This is a genomic window from Eubacterium sp. AF19-12LB, assembly GCF_003479125.1.
Lineage (GTDB): Bacteria > Bacillota > Clostridia > Lachnospirales > Lachnospiraceae > Eubacterium_U > Eubacterium_U album.
Genome location: NZ_QUGP01000008.1, coordinates 105,325 through 123,779, shown reverse-complemented (window position 1 = coordinate 123,779; position 18,455 = coordinate 105,325). Strand labels below are relative to the sequence as shown.

16 protein-coding genes are annotated in these 18,455 nt (G+C 29.2%); all 16 read left to right on the top strand.

The window, feature by feature from the left end; genetic code table 11:
* Positions 1-22: 22 nt before the first annotated feature.
* The 16 genes from DWX29_RS09360 (at position 23) to DWX29_RS09285 (ending at position 18,391) form a co-directional block, all read left to right on the top strand.
* Positions 23-1,198 (top strand): radical SAM protein, encoded by a 1,176-nt coding sequence (locus tag DWX29_RS09360; RefSeq protein ID WP_022088945.1) that lies wholly within the window; start codon positions 23-25, stop codon positions 1,196-1,198.
* Positions 1,199-1,208: 10 nt separating this feature from the next.
* The gene (locus DWX29_RS09355; protein WP_022088944.1) at positions 1,209-2,354 is read left to right on the top strand and encodes a glycosyltransferase; all 1,146 of its coding nucleotides are present in this window, start codon (positions 1,209-1,211) and stop codon (positions 2,352-2,354) included.
* Between the two features lie 14 nt (positions 2,355-2,368).
* The gene (locus DWX29_RS09350; RefSeq protein WP_022088943.1) at positions 2,369-3,529 is read left to right on the top strand and encodes a polysaccharide pyruvyl transferase family protein; all 1,161 of its coding nucleotides are present in this window, start codon (positions 2,369-2,371) and stop codon (positions 3,527-3,529) included.
* A 41-nt stretch (positions 3,530-3,570) separates the two neighbouring features.
* Positions 3,571-4,734: a Coenzyme F420 hydrogenase/dehydrogenase, beta subunit C-terminal domain gene (locus DWX29_RS09345; RefSeq protein ID WP_022088942.1), complete on the top strand. Its 1,164-nt coding sequence runs from the start codon at positions 3,571-3,573 to the stop codon at positions 4,732-4,734.
* 62 nt (positions 4,735-4,796) lie between these two features.
* On the top strand, positions 4,797-5,720 hold the full coding sequence (locus DWX29_RS09340) for a glycosyltransferase family 2 protein (protein ID WP_118565732.1): 924 nt from the start codon (positions 4,797-4,799) through the stop codon (positions 5,718-5,720).
* A gap of 12 nt (positions 5,721-5,732) precedes the next feature.
* Positions 5,733-6,722 (top strand): glycosyltransferase, encoded by a 990-nt coding sequence (locus DWX29_RS09335; protein WP_118565731.1) that lies wholly within the window; start codon positions 5,733-5,735, stop codon positions 6,720-6,722.
* 78 nt (positions 6,723-6,800) lie between these two features.
* Positions 6,801-7,937, top strand: a complete 1,137-nt coding sequence (locus DWX29_RS09330; protein WP_022088939.1) for a polysaccharide pyruvyl transferase family protein — start codon at positions 6,801-6,803, stop codon at positions 7,935-7,937.
* Positions 7,927-9,078, top strand: coding sequence for an O-antigen ligase family protein (locus tag DWX29_RS09325; protein ID WP_022088938.1), 1,152 nt, complete (start codon positions 7,927-7,929; stop codon positions 9,076-9,078). The genes DWX29_RS09330 and DWX29_RS09325 overlap by 11 nt, the downstream gene beginning before the upstream one ends.
* A 63-nt stretch (positions 9,079-9,141) precedes the next feature.
* Entirely contained in the window at positions 9,142-10,578 is a 1,437-nt protein-coding gene (locus tag DWX29_RS09320) for a flippase (protein ID WP_118565730.1), read from the top strand.
* Between the two features lie 150 nt (positions 10,579-10,728).
* Positions 10,729-11,346 (top strand): VanZ family protein, encoded by a 618-nt coding sequence (locus tag DWX29_RS09315; protein WP_118565729.1) that lies wholly within the window; start codon positions 10,729-10,731, stop codon positions 11,344-11,346.
* 164 nt (positions 11,347-11,510) lie between these two features.
* Positions 11,511-12,905 (top strand): site-specific integrase, encoded by a 1,395-nt coding sequence (locus tag DWX29_RS09310; protein ID WP_118565728.1) that lies wholly within the window; start codon positions 11,511-11,513, stop codon positions 12,903-12,905.
* Between the two features lie 160 nt (positions 12,906-13,065).
* Positions 13,066-14,007 carry a hypothetical protein gene (locus DWX29_RS09305; RefSeq protein ID WP_118565727.1) on the top strand — a complete coding sequence of 314 codons (942 nt, stop codon included), beginning with the start codon at positions 13,066-13,068 and terminating at the stop codon, positions 14,005-14,007.
* 763 nt (positions 14,008-14,770) lie between these two features.
* The gene (locus DWX29_RS09300) at positions 14,771-16,144 is read left to right on the top strand and encodes a hypothetical protein (RefSeq protein ID WP_118565726.1); all 1,374 of its coding nucleotides are present in this window, start codon (positions 14,771-14,773) and stop codon (positions 16,142-16,144) included.
* A 157-nt stretch (positions 16,145-16,301) separates the two neighbouring features.
* Complete coding sequence (locus DWX29_RS09295; RefSeq protein WP_118565725.1) at positions 16,302-16,496, top strand: helix-turn-helix domain-containing protein; 195 nt, start codon at positions 16,302-16,304, stop codon at positions 16,494-16,496.
* 26 nt (positions 16,497-16,522) lie between these two features.
* Entirely contained in the window at positions 16,523-18,013 is a 1,491-nt protein-coding gene (locus tag DWX29_RS09290) for a viroplasmin family protein (protein ID WP_118565724.1), read from the top strand.
* Positions 18,014-18,043: 30 nt separating this feature from the next.
* Positions 18,044-18,391, top strand: a complete 348-nt coding sequence (locus tag DWX29_RS09285; protein WP_118565723.1) for a type II toxin-antitoxin system RnlB family antitoxin — start codon at positions 18,044-18,046, stop codon at positions 18,389-18,391.
* Positions 18,392-18,455: the final 64 nt, after the last annotated feature.

Below are 18,455 nucleotides of genomic sequence, written 5' to 3'. Positions count from 1 at the left end.
AGGGAAAAAGGGAGAGAAAGTAATGGCAGAGAAAAAATTAAATGGTACAGTTATTGTAACATATAGATGTAACGCACGTTGCTCAATGTGTAACAGATACAAGGCACCATCAAAACCGGAAGAAGAAATTTCAATTGAAACAATTAAGAAGTTACCTAAGATGTACTTTACAAATATAACAGGTGGAGAACCTTTTATACGTACAGATTTAAAGGACATTGTTAGAGAATTATATAAGAAGAGTGATAGAATCGTTATTTCAACTAATGGATTCTTCACGGATAGAATCGTTGACTTGTGTAAGGAATTTCCTAATATTGGAATCCGTATTTCAATTGAAGGTCTTGAACAGACAAACAATGAAATCCGTGGATTAGATGACGGATATAACAAAGGCTATACAACACTTAAGAAATTACGTGAAATGGGAATGAAGGATGTTGGTTTCGGAATGACAGTTCAGGACAAGAATGCACCTGATTTAGTACCACTTTATAAGATTTCTAATGAAATGGGAATGGAATTTGCAACTGCTTCATTACATAATAGTTTCTATTTTGTAGAAGCAAAAAATATAATTAAAGATCGTCCAATGGTAGCTAAGAATTTCGAAGATTTAATTAATGAATTACTTAGATCAAAGAGTCCTAAGAAATGGATGAGAGCATATTTTAACCATGGTCTTATTAATTATATTTATGGACAGAAAAGATTACTTCCTTGTGATATGAGTTTTGACACATTCTTTATTGATCCATATGGTGATGTAATGCCATGTAACGGAACAAAAGACAAAGAAGTAATGGGTAACTTAAACAATCAGAGCTGGGATGAATTATGGAATAGCCCTGAAGCAGAGCATGTTAGAGCAAAGGTTCGCTGCTGTGACAGAGACTGTTGGATGATAGGTTCAGTGTCTCCAGCAATGCACAAGTACATCTGGAAACCTGGATTCTGGGTACTTAAACACAAGTTTAAAGCTTTATTTAGCAAACATCCATATAGCATGTATGAGAACAAAATTGTACGTGATTACAGAGATGGAAAGGTAACTAAAGAGGAATTGGATAAATGCAGTACTTGTGATATGTGCGCAACAATTAATGACGGATTAAGCGACGCTTCAAGAGAACAGCTTAAAGATAAGAGCGGTGAAGAAATAGTTGATGCAGATATTGCAAAACAGATGGGAGAATAAAGGTAAAAATATGAAACGAGCACTAATAGTAGCAGCTACAGGGGGATTCTTAAAGGGGTTTTTGATATCTGACATGAAATTGCTTCAAAAAATGGGATATGAAGTGCATTGTGCGGCAAATGGAAATTCAGTGTCAACATTTGTACCAGAAGAACTTTTTGCTTCTATTGGAGTTATGTTCCATCAAATTGATTTTTCATCAACATCTCCGATTAGTAAAGAAAGCATTAAAGCATTTAAAGAATATAAAAGACTAATAAAAAAGTATCACTTTGATTTTGTTCATGTACATACGCCTATACCGGGGGCAATTGTGAGAATTGCAACTATGCATGAGAGAAGAAAAGGATGTGTTGTGGCTTATACTACACATGGCTTAACTTTTCCAAAGGGATGTTCTTTAAAGAAAAAGATTGTATATGGAAGTATAGAAAGGATATGCTCACATATTACAGATGGTATTATTACTATTAATAATGAAGATTTCGCACAAATGAAGAAAATGGCCTGCAAGAAAGTTTATCATATTAATGGTGTTGGTGTAGATACAGATAGATATCATAAATGTAAAATAGATAGATACAGTTACAGAAATTCTATAGGATTAACAGATAAAGACATTGCTGTTTTGGAAGTGGGCGAGTTATCAGAGAGAAAAAATCATAGAGTTATTATTGAAGCATTATCTAAGTTAGAAGACGAAAGATATGTTTTTCTTATTTGCGGAAAGGCAATGACTAATTTTGGAACATATGATTTCTTAAAAAAATATGCTGAAGAAAAAAATGTAAGAGTAAAATTTCTTGGATTTAGAAAAGATATTCCAGAACTTAATAAATGTGCAGATATTGCAGTATTACCTTCTTTGAGGGAAGGATTGGGACTTGCGGGAATTGAGGCATTAGCTTCAGGAGTTCCTGTTATTGGTAGCAGAGTGCAAGGAATAAAGGATTATGTTATTGATGGAAAAACAGGGTATTTGTGTTCTCCTTTAAATGCGGATGAGTTTGCAGATAAAATAAAATTATTAAGTGATGTAAATTTAAGAAGATCAATGAAAAATGCATGTATTGATAAGGCAGAAGAATTCAGAATGGATATTTCACATAAACAAATGAGTGAGATATATGAACAGTTACTTGCAAAGAAGAGTTGATAGGAGAAAAAAGAATGATAGGTGTTTGCATTAAATATTTTCATGAAAATTATGGTGGAATGTTACAAGCATTTGCAACAATAAAAATGCTAGAATCAAGAGAAATGGAATATGAATTAATTAGATACAAAAAGAATCTAACTTTAAGAAAAAAAATAAAATCAATTCCAAGATTGTTGAATACTGTGCTTTTAAAGGATAAATATGAGGCTTTTTTAAAGAAAAAAGGGATGATGAAACACCCGGAATTTGCGGAAAATAATGCAATTCGTATGAAAGCATTTGATGAGTTCAAAAAAAATAAATTCATTAAACTTTCAACAGAGTATGTAGGGTATAAGGAGTTATGCAAGGGAGCAAAGAAATATAGTGCAGTTATATCAGGAAGTGATCAACTTTGGTCACCGGCAGGACTGCCTACAAACTTTTATAATTTGATGTTTGTACCTGATGAAGTTAGAAAAATATCTTATGCATCAAGTTTTGGAGTAAGCCAGATTCCATGGTATCAAACTAAGAGAACAGCAAATTATTTAAAACGTTTAGATTATATTAGCATGCGCGAAAACAGAGGAAGTCAAATCGTAAAAGAACTAATAGGAAAAGAGGTCCCTGTGATTTTAGACCCAGTGTTTAATTTTGATAAAGAACAATGGAAAGAATTGATTCCGGTTAAGAATGAAATATCAGAAGAATATATTTTTGCATACTTTTTGGGGAATACAGTCGAATATCGAAAGAAAGTAGAAGCCGCAGCCAATAAATTAGGGTATAAGATTGTGGTACTACGACATTTAGATCAGTACATTCCAGAAGATGAAACATTTGGAGATATTGCACTTTACGATGTTGGACCGGAACGATTTATAAATTTATTAAGAGGAGCAGCGTATGTATGTACAGATTCATTTCATGGTTCGTGCTTTTCAATTATAAATAATAAAAAGTTTATAGTATTTAATCGATATGCAGCGGGATCAAAGAATTCAAAAAATTCAAGAATAGATACTCTGTGCAATAATCTTGGCTTACAAGAAAGAAGATATAACTCTAATAAAACTTTAGAAGAACAGTTAAATGAAAATATAGACTATGAGTTGGTAACAGATAAAATTAGAAAGCTAAAACAGGATACAGATAAGTATTTAGATGAGGCGTTTGCTGATATTAAATAGGAATGTGTTAACAATAATAGAGAGTGAAACGGAGAAAATTCGTGATTGAGATAAAAAATAAAAAGGAGTGTTGCGGATGTACCGCATGCTCAAGTATTTGTCCTAAAAAATGTATTGACATGAAAGAAGATAATGAGGGATTTATTTATCCTAATGTAAACGTAATTGAGTGTATTGATTGCAAATTATGCGAGCAGGTATGCCCTATGACAAAGAAAAGAGAAAATGAAAAGGGAATTCCTGAAAGTATTTTGGCAAGAGATGTAAGAGATAAAGTTCTCTTGACGGGAACATCAGGAAGTGTTTTTACTTCAATTATGGAATATGTATTACAGAAAGACGGAGTTGTATACGGAGTAATTGTAGATGAAGAAAAGGTAGTAAAGCATATTAGAGTGGATTCTCAAAATGATAATAGAATATCAAAAATACCATGCTCAAAATATGTTAGAAGTGAAATAAGAGACATTTTTCCAAAGATAAAGGAAGATTTAACAAGTGGTAAATTAGTATGCTTTTCAGGAGTACCATGTCAAGTAGAAGGATTGAAAAGCTATTTAAATAGAGATTACAAAAATTTATTAACGATTGATGTTATATGTCGTGGAAATCCATCTCCACTTTTTTTGGGAAAATATGTGGAGTACCTAGAAAAGAAATATAAAAGCAAAATAGTTGATGTAAGGTTTAGAAACAAAACATTCGGTTATCACAGTGGAACAATGAAAGTTGTGTTTGGAAATGGAAAAGTATATTTTGGTTCTGCAAGAACTAATTATTTTCTTAAAGCATTTTTTTCAGATTTGTGTTCACGTCCATCATGTTATGAATGTAATTTTAAGCATATACAGCATAAATCAGACCTTACACTTTATGACGGTTGGCATGCGTCTGAATTAGCAAACATAGAGGATGATGATAGAGGATATACCAATATTATAATACAAAGTAATAAAGGAAAAGAAATTTTAGACGGCTTAAAGACGTTGAAAAAATATCCCATTGATACTTTAAAGGCGGTTGAACTTGATGGGATTATGGTAGAAAATTCGGTTGAGTGGAATGATAAACGAGAAAGGTTTTTTGATAATATTAATAATGAAAACATAGAAGAACATTGTTTGAAGTTTATGAAGATATCTTTAAAAGACAAGTTCATAGAGAAAATGAAACGTATATATTACATAAGAAAATTTAATGGTTAAAAATACTCATATGTATAGATATGTTACATAAATAAGACAAGAAAGCATTGGATTGTTAGGAAATGGAATCAGTAAAATATAGTATAATTGTGCCTGTATATAATGCAGAACAATTTCTTGAAAGATGTATAAAAAGTTTAATTGGTCAAACATATAAAAATTTTGAGGTGATTTTTATTAATGATGGCTCAAGTGACACAAGTGGAGATATTTTAAAGAAGTATTGCACATCAGATAAGAGACTAAAGCTTATAGAAAGAACAAATCAAGGAGTTTCATCAGCTAGAAATGAAGGAATTGAAAGAGCTATAGGAGAATACGTTATCTTTGTGGATGCGGATGATTATGTAGAAAAAAATTTATTAGAAAAAATTTCTGAATGTTCATCAAAAGCGGAAATGATAATGTACAATTTTAAAGATAATGGAATTGTAAACAAAGTAGAAAAAGAGGTTCCTCCATTTTGTGATGATGTGAGTGAAAGTGCTATACTAATATCGGGATTGAATTCTTTCAGAGGATTTGTATGGAATAAAGCATTTAAAAGAAACATTGTTATTAAAAATGATATAAAATTTAAAGATGATATTCATATGTGTGAAGACTTATGTTTTTGTATTGATTTCTTGGAAAAGAACATAACCACAGCATTTATTTTGGAACCATTGTATTACTATGAACACAGAGGTGTAAGTGCCAGTGCAAATATATTTAGTGCTAAAAGATTTTCAGTTATAAAGGCATATGACTATTTGTTAAGTAAACCACTGATTAGGGGAGAGAAAACTGTGTATAGATGTTATAAACATCAATATATAAGACATTGTTTGTCATTGTGGAAAATGATAAGAAATGATGATGAAAATGTAGGCTACAAAAAGGAACTTTCAGACAGAATAAAGAAAGTTGATTGGAAGTTTGCTATTGATAAATCGTTTAACATAAAATATAGATTGGTATTTGTAGCAATCAAGATCTTTGGTTAAGGAGTACTGGATATGGTAAGTGTAGTTATACCTGTTTATAATGGAGAAAAGTTTATAAAAAAAAGTATTGATAGTATTATAGAAAACTGGAATGGAACTTATGAGATAATTATTGTCGATGATGGTTCCACAGATGAAACAGCATCTATATGTGATTCAATAGCAAAAAATGACACAAGAATAAGAATTATACATCAAAAAAATGCAGGCGTGAGTAATGCAAGAAATACAGGTATTTATAACGCAAAAGGAGAATGGATAATTTTTGTAGATGCAGATGATTTAGTGCAGGGTGATGCAATAAATGCGTTAGATGGTATTGAATCATCCATAGATTTTGTTGCCTTTGGGACAAAAAAAATACAAGAATGGGATAGAAAACAAATAAATAAAGATGAATTACTGTTGGAAGTGCTTGGTGAGAGTAACGCAATTGGATTTAAAATGAATGCTGTTTGGGCAAAGGCATATAGAAAAGAGATGCTTGATAGTAATAAGATTAGATTTAATGAAAAGTTGTTCCATGGAGAGGATTTGCTTTTTAATGTAGATGTTGCTTTAAAATGCAAAACTGCAGTTATTCTTAACAAAGAGATTTATAAATATATACCTACAGATACATCAGCAACCCATAAATTTCAGAGTAATAGTTTGGAAAATGAGAAAATATTTACATATGAGATAGATAAAAGATTAGGTGAAGATTTTAACATAGATTTAAAGCAAAAAATAAATAATAGAATTAATTGTATGATAATTAACAGCATTTGGATTGTATGTGGGCAAAATATATGTCATACAGAAAATAAGTTGAAGTTTGGCGAAAGAAAAAATATTTTAAAAAATATGATTCAGATGGAGCCTTATAAGTCAGTCATAACAAAAAATATTAATATGGAAAATATTAATTCAAAACAACGTATGATGGCCTCGCTACTAAAGGAAAAAAAATATGGTTCTGTTATTTTTATGTTTATGATAAGGAATAGAATTTCAAAATAAAAATTATTATTTGAGTATTATAAGAATTGAAAAGGAGAATAGTTCATTAAATATATAGATAATGAATTATATAAAGATATGAAGAAAAAAATAGGAATAATGACATTTCATGCTTCTAACAATAGTGGTTCTATGCTACAGGCATATGCTTTACAGCATTTTTTTAGAGAAAGATATAAAATTGATACTGAGATTATAGATTATTCGAATGAGGTACAGCAAAGAATGTACTCTATACTATGCAAGCCAAAGACATTTAAGGACTTGTTGAGGGACATATTATATCTTTCACATTATAAAAGTATAGCTAGGACAGAAAAAGGATACGATGAATTTAAAAAATATTACAAATTAAGTAAGAAATACAGAAAAAGTGAAGATTTAAAAATTGATGAATCTGAATATTTAGCAATCATAGCTGGAAGTGATCAAGTTTGGAATATTAATGCGATGGATTTTGATGAAAATTATATGCTTCCGTTTGAAAATATTAAAAAAATCGCATACGCTGTTAGTTTGGGCGCTTCAAATCCAAATGAATCAAGCAATAAGGATGTGTATAAAAGTTATATCGAAGATTTTTCAGCAATATCAGTTAGGGAGCAAAATGCAAAAAAATGGATTGAAAATCTAATAGGACGTAAAGTTAATATTTGCGTTGATCCGACACTATTGATAAGTGAAAAGGAATGGCTTAAAATAACGGATGAGTCTATGATAGAAGGTCCATATATCTTTTGGTATGCGATGACTTATAAAGCTGAACAGGCAAATATATTGAAGAAATTGAGCGAAAAATATGATATGCCCGTGTATATTATGAATGGAAAAGAATGGGCAAGAAGAGGGTTAAGAAGAAAAGGAATTAAATTATCACCAAAGGGTGGACCAAGTGCATTTTTGTCACTTGTTTCAAATGCAACAATGGTTGTGACATCTTCGTTTCATGGTAGTGTTTTTTCGTATGTGTTTAAGAAAAATTTTTGGTATATTGGATTAAATAAAGATGGGGGGAACGATGACAGAGCTTCATTTTTATTAAAACAGATGGGACTTTCGGAAAGATATATTAAAACACAAGAAGCATTGGAAAAGGATTTATTAAAAGTACCAGAATATGATGATAAAAAGTTACAACCGTATGTGGAAGAGTCAATTAATTTTATTGAACAGGAAATTGTTTTTCAAAAAGGAATGATAAAAGATGAAAATTAACAAGAATAGTTTAATATATATGATGAGCTTATTCCCAATTTTAGTATCTCAGGTTGTGTATACTATTATTAACAGCAAATTTGCTATATTCTTATTGGTTTTAAAGATGTTTGTTTTTATCTATTACTTTGGTAAAAAAGTGATAAGACACTATATTTCTGTATTAGATATGGCAATAGGAATGTATTTTGTTGTTTGGGGAATATCTGTATTTATAAATGAAGAGAGTATAGTGGAGTATGCAAAAGAGAGTATTGTTATTTGTACATTAATATTTATGGTGGAGGAAGCTAAGCACACGGATATCAAGGCGTTTTTTGATGCGTTAACTTTGATGTTATTTTCATTGTTTTTGATTAATTTTGTTGTAGCGATTATAGTTCCAAATGGTCTTTGGCAAACAATGTCAATCTACGGAACAGAAGCAGATTATATGTTTTTGGGGTTGGGAAATCAGCTAACACCTATGTTTTTGATAGCGTTGATGACAGCTCTTTTTCAATATGAAATAAAAAACATAAAATTTGTTATTTTGTATGGAATTGTACTATTGGGAAATATCTATTTTATGTCTTCAGCAACTGCGATTGTTGGAAGTTGTGTGATGTTGGTAATTTTTATTATAACAAAAACTACCGGAAAATATAAAATTCCTAGAATTGCAATGGCTATAGTAGTGGTAGTTGGAATATCTATAGTTATATTTAGAATTCAATATATTTTTTCTTTTATAATAGAGAATATACTTGGAAAAACATTAACATTATCAAGTAGGACAATCATATGGGATAAAGCTCTAGCATTGATAGGAAAAGAACCGATTATAGGTTATGGAGCAGGAACGTTGGCAACTGTTATACAAGATAGAAATGCACATTGCTTTTTCCTACAAATTTTAATTCAGTCGGGAATTATAGGGCTATTGTGTTATATTAATGTCTTTAGAGTAGTATTAAAAAAATGCAAGAAATATTCAAAATTGAAATCATATATAATTATTAATTCATGTATATGTGGATATCTTACATGTTGCATAACAGAAGTTTATTCACAAAATTTTTTGATTTTAATTTTATGTATAGCCTTTATAGGAAGCAATTTAGAAACAGTTATTCAAGAATCTTTAAATAATATTAGTTGATGAATAAAAATTAGAAATCAGATATAGTTTTGTATTTATACATAAATCGAGGAAAGGCAGAGAATGGAATCTATTAAAAAGAATTTTATATATAATATTGTATACCAAGTATTATTGATTTTTTTACCATTAATTACAGCACCGTATATTTCAAGAACATTAGGTGCAACGGCAGTAGGAATTTATTCATATACAAACTCAGTTGCGTACTATTTCCTTATGCTGGCAATGCTTGGGATTTCTAATTATGGAAATCGTAGTGTAGCTGCGGTTAGGGATAATAAAGAGTCTTTAAATAGAGTGTTTAGCAGTATATATATATTACAGGTATCAACTTTTATCATAGCAATTTTAGCATATATTATATATGCTATTTTCTTTGCTAAAAATAATGAACTAATTTTTTTAATACAGTTATTGTATGTTATATCAGGAATGTTTGATATTACCTGGTTGTTTTTTGGATTAGAAAAATTCAAACTTACAATTGGGCGAAATCTTTTGATTAAAATTGGTACAATAATTTGTATGTTCATTTTTGTGCATACACCAGCAGATTTATGGAAATATACATTAATTATGTCTGCTGGAACTTTTTTTAGTCAGGTATATCTGTGGATATATGTAAAGAAAGAGGTTAAATTTGTTAGAGTATCTATTAATGAAGTCCTAAAAAATATAAAACCAGTACTAGTTTTGTTTATTCCAGTATTGGCATATAGTATATATAAGGTTATGGATAAAATTATGCTCGGAGATATGTCTACATACACACAGGTTGGCTTATATCAAAATGCAGAGAAAATTATTAATGTTCCTATGGGAATTATTACCGCCTTAGGAACAGTAATGCTTCCAAGAATGTCGAATATAATAGCAAAAGGTGAGAAAGGCAAGACGGTTTTATATATTAGAACTTCAATTAAGCTTGTTACTATATTATGTTCAGCGATAGCATTTGGATTAATGGGAATTGCACCGGTGTTGGCACCTGTCTATCTGGGAAATGAATTTGTAGATTGTGCTCAGATTATAACATTACTGTCAATTAGTGTTTTCTTTATTGCTTGGGCAAATGTTGTTAGAACACAGTATTTGATTCCAAATAGATATGACAATATATATGTAATATCGACAATTGTTGGAGCTGTTTTGAATTTCCTTATAAATTATATGTTGATACCACATTATCAATCAAATGGAGCTGCAATTGGTACAGTTGTAGCAGAATTTAGTGTAATGATAATTCAGGTAATAGCAGTTCGAAGAGAATTACCTATAATTAGATATATAGTAAAATATGTTCCTATTATGGGAATCGGAATAGGTATGATGGCTATAGTAAGAGAAATTGGTAGTATTATGGGATGTTATATAAAGACACTTGTTGTACAGGTGGCTGCAGGTGGAGTCTTTTTTTGCATGTTAACTGTGATTTACTTGTTTATAACTAAAGATGAAATGCTTATGTTAATAAAGAAAAGTTTATTAGAGAAATAATCGTAATGATGGTAATGTCTGAATATATTAAAAATAAAATTTATATAAAATTGTTTGAATTTTAAGATTATAGTAGTTGTTGCCATGGATATTTTATAAGGTATTACATAAGAATATAAATTAGACAAAAAGTATATAGGAAAGTTTATTATGAGTAAAGAAATTGATATTATTGCAAATATTATAAAAAGTGTACTTACAGCACTTTATCAATCGTTTTTAGCAGCAGTGCTTTTGGCATTTGTGTCTATGTTCGTTTTTCTTTATGTGAAGGAACATGGATGGAAAAAAGGAAATCTAATTAAAAATATATTCGGAACATGGGTTAGAAATTTTAAGAAAAGTTCTACTTTTCGAAGAGTTTTTCTTTTGATGTTTTATTCTGCAATGATTCTTTTTAGAACTTTTTTAAATAGAAATATTTGGTTTGATCCGTTAAGTGATGTATTAGGAGACTGGGGATTACATAAATCAGATGGATCATTATCTACTGAACCTATAGAAAATCTTGTGCTTTTTATACCTTTTGTAGTACTTCTGCTTTGGGCTTTTAAGAATGAGATTATTGGAGAAGATGTAAGAATTGTAAAAGTTTTATGGAAATCTACCGTAACAGTTGGTATTTTTTCATTTGTCATTGAATTTTCACAGCTGCTGTTTCACCTTGGAACCTTCCAGATATCGGATTTGGTTTATAATACTTTAGGTGGAACTGTCGGAGGGCTTGCGTATTATATAATTTATAAGTTTAGACATAGGAACGGATAGATTTTCGTTTTGATTTTATAGTCCGGTCGATGCTTAACTCTTTAGTGGAGGAGGCGTTGATTGGACTTTTTTATAATAGCATAAAAACAGATTGAAATTAAGTTTTGTTTGATTATAACTTTGAAGTATGTTATTATATTTGTAAAATATAGGAGTAATACAATATGAAACCTGAGGAAGTGTTAATAAAGATAAAAACTGAAATTACAGATGAAAAAAAAGATATAAATGAAAAAATGATAGATGATTTAGTCATGAATATATTTCTAAAAAATATGGGATATGAGAGGATAGATGGAAAAAATATACTTAAGGATAGACTGCAATACAATATTAGTAATTGTTTTATTATTTCATATTATTATGAGCTTGATGTTGATAAGGCGTTGAGTTTATTGACAAAAGTAATTGAAAATATGGCTGATAATACTTGGGGAATGTTGTTACATAAAAAAGGTGTATGGTTATTAAATAATAGTATTGTTACTATTGCTGGAGAAGAAAAGTTTAAATCAGACAAGATAGTTTTTAGAATACCATTTAACCAAAAAATAGACGATGAATATTTTCAATATTTTACACATGAAAATTTATTAATAAGAAAAAATACATGTTTTTTTAGAGATATGATTACGTATAGAAATACAGAGTTTAAAAGTAAAAAAATTACATGGAATGCATATCATACGGCTTTAAAAAGATTCTTTTCATTTTATATAAACAATGTAAATGATTTTGATAATAATAATAATATAAAGTCAAGTGATAAATCTAATCGTTACGACGAAATAAAATTAAGTGATTTCGAGCAATATGTGGATCAAAAAGATACGATAGCAACAGTTAACAGTTTAAAAAACCAATTTTTCTATGTTAAAGATTTTATTGTAAAAAGAACGGACAATGGAGAATTTGATGTTAGTAGTAATGTTGTGATAAATAGATGTGAGAAGGTATTGCGTAAAAAAATGGAATTAGAAGAAGTAGATGAGAGAAAAATAAAAAAAGCCATTAAGTATTTGGAAGCGGGTAGAAATGGATTAAGAGATAAGACTATTTTTTTGATTTTATTTTACTTTGGAATTGAGCGAAGAAATCTATGCATGCTTAGGTGGAATGAAGATATTACAAATGATTGTAAAATGCTTAAACGAGGAAAAAGAGAGTTTATTATACCTAAATATATACAGAGTAGTTTGAAAAAATTAAGAGAAGAACAACCACTGGATGCAATATATATTTTTGGAAGCAAAAGGACAAGGTATATGCAACCTATGCGAGAGGGTGGTATTAATGAGATTTTGGCTAAACTAACAGATATTGATGAAAACGACATTTTTTATAAATTACTAACTCCGGCTAATATAAGAAAGTGGATGTTTAAATATTTGCTCAAGAATAACTGGCCTATGCAGAATATTATTAATCATATGAATATTACGATAGATAATATTGGCAATTTTGTTACAAAGGATGAAATATGGAAATATCATATTGAGGGCGAAGCTTCAAAAGAAAATCCTTTGGATAAATTTATGAAAGATATAGAGAAATTATAGTTGTAAATTAGAGTATGCTTTAACTGGCGATTGATAATGAGTGTTCGTTTTGTTATAAGATTTACGAGATTTAGAATAAAATAATTGTTTTTGGAGGGAAAATAGTAAATGCATGAAGAAAAATGTGTTCTATGTTAAAAAATACAGGAGGGTAATTAAAATGAGAAAATATATGGCAGAGTTCGGATTAAATGTTTCAACAGGATATAAGACATTGATTCCTGTCGAGTCGTTGCAGAAAGTCAACGATGGACATAATTATCATATTTATTTTATTCTTGCATGTTCTAAAATATTTATTAAGCCAGAGAGTATTTGTTTGGAGAAAAAATGTATTAGTTTGATAATATATAGAATTTTTGATGGGAATGAGGCCGAGATTGAAAATGTGAAAATGAGCTTAAATAGGGATATTGATCATCGTAAATTGAAAGTTAATTGTAAGTATCCGTATACACAGATTGAAATAGAGTTAGAAAATAAAAATACTATAACTATTGATTCACAAGCAATAAGCAATTATGCTGGTTTTAACAGAAAATGGAATTTAGAAGTTTTATATATAGGACAGGCCTATGGAAAAAATGGACAAAGGTTAGCTCAGGATAGATTAAAAACACATAATACATTATCAACGATACTTTCGGATTGTAATATGCGCTATCCAGACAAAAGAATATATATATTTCTATTAGAAGTGAATCCTATTTTAAATTCAGTAATGGATGGTATAAATGGAGGAAATGTTGCAAATATAGAAGAAGATAGACATTTTTTTAATATTTTTGCAAACCCACCTCAGATGAATCAGATTATAAATATTGCTGAGGCAGCTTTAATAAACTACTTTAAACCTAAGTACAATATTAATTTTAAAGAAAATTTTCCAAATAAAAATCATAAAGGATATAAGCAATATTTTGAATTAGATTATAACAGTATTATGGTCGAATTAGATTTAGATTTTGATGCTCCATATCCAAATATAAGTTTGTTTTCTGAAACTAATGTTATTAATAGACAAAATAGAATATTACAATATAATTTGGATAATGATGCAAATAGAGATAATATGTATTCTATTTTTAAAGAAAGTAAGTAGGGTATGCGTAAAATAAATAACATAAGAAGAAAAATTAATTGAGAAGGCAACTTCTGGCAACAAGAGTTGTTGACTTTAATATAAGTAATTTTGGTAGGAAAAGTTAGTTAATGTTAGTGTAAAATTTTAGGTGGCAAAAATAAATAAAAAATGGGAAGCAGAAAAAAACAACATAAAGACAGTTTAAGGTACTGTTGAATACAGTTGGAGAATATACGGAACAACCACGCAGGATGGCGAAAAGGCATAGTATATAAGGGAATGGGGGTCAGGAAAACCAGAACTGTACAATAATAACATTAAGAATGAAACAACGCAGAATGAGATGGTAAAAATCAGGAACTAATAATCTCGCGAAGGCATTGTATCGAAAAGAAAACAGATATGTTGACTTAATGAATGGAAATGTACCATTAACAGATGCGGTGCATATTACATCAAGAAGAATATTTAAAAAAGTATTCTGTTAATAAACGGAAAGAACAACCCAAAAGGGTTTATTTGGCATACAAAAAGCAGATAATAATCATATAGAAAAAAGGAACGTTGCCAACGATTACTTGACACAAATGCTATCGTACATTCAACTTGAATGCTTATATAATATGATGTATAATTAATAAATAAATGGGGAGTTATGAAGGACTTATTTTTTTATTATCTTATAGGTATCTAAAGAAGTTCATAATGAATTACGATAGGAAGACTGTAATTTATATCTTAATTTTCCAAAGGTTTAATTTAATATTGGGGAGGAATATATATGATAAAAATATTGAAGTGGTTAAAGAATTTCTTTAAAGAGTATAAGGTTGCATTTTTTTCATTTATAGCTACATTAGGTCTACTTTTTACAGCATCACCTATTTCAGAGTGGTTACAGAGTAGTGTAGGTCAAATATTGACTTCGGTGATGCTTATTACATACTTATCATACAAATATAGATTAGTTGAAAATTTATTATCTTTATATATAGGCATATTTGAAAAAGATAAAAGGATAAATAAAGGATATGTATATATAGGAATAGCAATATCATTATTAAATATGTTGAGTAGTGTTATTTTTCCAGATAAGTTTGAAACAGCAGTAAATATTATGCAGGCAATAAAAATTGCTATTTTATTATACAGTATGTTTGAGGGAAAAAATAAAATAGTAAACAATAATAAAAAACAAAGGAGCGAATCAGTAAAAAGTATGATAAAAAAGGAAAAAATTAATTCTAAGCAAACAGATTTAAACATTGAAAATAGTAGAGATGATATTTCTGGGAACGATAAGGGAAGAGGTAAGTATTACAGTAGTTATATAAGGGTAATAGAATTCTTGATAATTAATGTAGTAGTATTTATATTTACATCATATACGTATAAATACATAAACAATGCGTATCAAATTATAATCTCTACGATAGTAATATGGTATTTAGCTTATCAAAAAGGAAAATTGGATGAATCTATAGTAGCAGAGAAGAAAAAAACTATGCATAAGATACTAAGATGGGGGATGAAAGGTGGTATTATAATTGCAATGGGTAATGTTATAATAAATACCATAGTGAGGTGTAAATTTAATATAATTAATGTAGTAACCATTTCGATAAGTGTTTCAATTAGTATTTATTACTTTTTTATATCGAAATCACAAAAAACTAGAGATAGTATAGAAGATGAAATTGATACTATGATAGAAAAGGTTGATGAAGATGATATTGAGAAGAAAATAGGAAAATATATTAGCGTAATGAAAGAAACAATTGGTAATAATAGAAATAAATATCTTGCATACCAATATGTTTTAGAAAAAGAAATAGACTTGAATTTTTCAGGTTTTTGGATGTCAACAATTGCAGTAATTATATCTGTTATGACAGTGGCATTTACATATGTATCAGATAACAATATAGATAGTGATATTGAATTAAAAACTAAAAGATTTATATTAACATTTAAAGAAATTGTAAAAGAAGACGTCATAAATTATAAATTGTTTTGCATAATATGCTTTGTGATTATTTGCATAATTTTTGTGAGTGTGTATTATGGGGAGGTTAATAAAGCCAGAAAGAAATATAAGCCGGTTTTAATTGCATTAAGCGAAATTGAAAGAAAATGGGATGATAAAGAAAAATGATAGAAACGAAGTAGCTATCAAAAAAACTGATTCATCAAAAACTTCAAATCCCTTTTGTAGCTATTTTAGTTGGAATACATAAAACAGTGAGATGTTGACTATACGCAATGAGTGTGATATTCTGCTATTATGATTAAATCTAAAGTGAGGATTGCAAATGGAATCAAGGCATAAATTGTTAGAACTTAGAAAGAGTACAGGAATGAATCGAAGAGAGTTTGCGGAATATTTTGAAATCCCATATAGAACGGTACAAGAATGGGAATTGGGTAATAGGAAAATGCCGGAATACTTACTTAGACTAATGGATTATAAGATAAAAATGGAAAAAAATAATGGTGTTTTAATGTAGAAAAATAAGAAAAGGGGTAATGATATATGGCTAAGAAAAAATTTTATGCTGTTAAAAGTGGTGTGAAACCGGGAATATATGAAACATGGGCAGAATGCGAGGCACAAACAAAAGGATTTTCAGGAGCGCAATTTAAATCTTTTGGAAGTATGGCAGAGGCTGAAGCGTATATGACAGGTGCTTATATAGAAGACAAAACTACAGATGTCAATAATTCAGTCGATGAAATTAATAATCAAGTGGAAGAAGAGATAAGTAAATTAACAGAAAATGATGTTATAGCATTTGTAGATGGAAGTTATAGTTCAGTAGCAAAAAAATCAGGATTTGGAGTAATTATTTTAGACGACAAAGGAATACAAACACATTTATATAAGGCTTTTACAGAACAATATAATACGGAATTCCTTGAATTCCGAAATGTTGCAGCCGAATTAGAGGGCGTAAAAGAGGCAGTAAAATGGGCGATAGCATACAAAAAAGAAAATATAAAAATATATTATGATTATGAGGGAATTGGAAAGTGGGCAGATGGCTCATGGAAGGCAAAAAAGAATTTAACACGTAAATATGTTGCATTTATAAAGGAAAAAAGAGCATTTATTAATATTGAGTTTTGTAAAGTTTCTGCACATTCAGGAATAGAATATAATGAAATGGCGGATAAACTCGCTAAAAATTCATTGTTAGAAAAGGGATATAAAACTTATAATGATGGCTCTATATATTTTGTAGGATTTTCAGGAGATGATTGGAAAACTATTATAGAATGCATCAATGAAGAAAATGAGGAATTGGGAGTTAGTGATAAAGAAACAGTTAATATTGATGTAAATGTAAATGGAAGTAAACAGCGTATTCTTGCTACGGACTCAAGAAATAAGGTAGTCATTAACTGTTATTCTAACCGAAATTCTTATGTTCAAGGAAAACAATCAGTACTTTTTCAAAAGGTAATCTCTCTAGCGATTGAGTTGATGAAAAATGAACATACTGTAATTGAAACACTTAATCATATTCATGTTCTTACAATAACACAGGAGGAAGTAGAAATAAAATTTGAACAGTTGTTACCACATTATAATGGAACAAGAAGTGAAAAGCATTATAACAATTTACTTTCAGCTGTATATAACACGATGTTGACAGGGTATATGCCAGATTATACTTCTTTAATTACACCAATATTTCGAGCTTATGAATATTATTTACACAGAATTTTGGGAGATATAATGGAATTGAATACTTGCAATGCAAATGGAAAGAATAATTTTAGTTATTTTAATAAAAATGATTCTGGAAGATTTGAATGTAATTCGAACTCGTTATCAAGATTAACTTATAAGCAACAAGAATTTTTGAATGATTTATATAACGCATATCATAATATACGACATCCGTATAGTCATTGGTCAGCAGATGACTATGATACTGCAGTGATAACTACAATAGATACAGCAAGGGATTATTTGTTAAAAGGATTGACATTAGTTGATAAATATTATACACTGTTCTAGTTTTTATAATTAAAGGAGGAGGTAATTCGTATGGAGAAATATTTGTTTCATTCGATAATGAATTCAGAATATCTCGGAATTGTGACAATACTTGATTATGAAATACGTTTGAGCTCATATTTATCTGAATTAGTTTTGCCTTCATGTTTTAAAGGAAAGAAAGCACTAGTCGATTTGGCATTAAAGTCAGGAGTAGATGAATATCGTTTTGTATCTTTTGATGTGGATGAGCAGGGGAAAATTATTCTTAATTCAAATCAATATATAAAGGTATCAAAAGAAATAGAAAAAACAGCTAATGGTTTTTTGCAACAGAAAAGGGATATTGTAAATAATTCATTTTTATCGGACATTCAAAAGCAAAAAATATTATGTTGATAAAAAAGGACCACTGTATTGGTTCTTTTTTCATATAGAGAAGATTGGTTGTTTTAGTATTTAT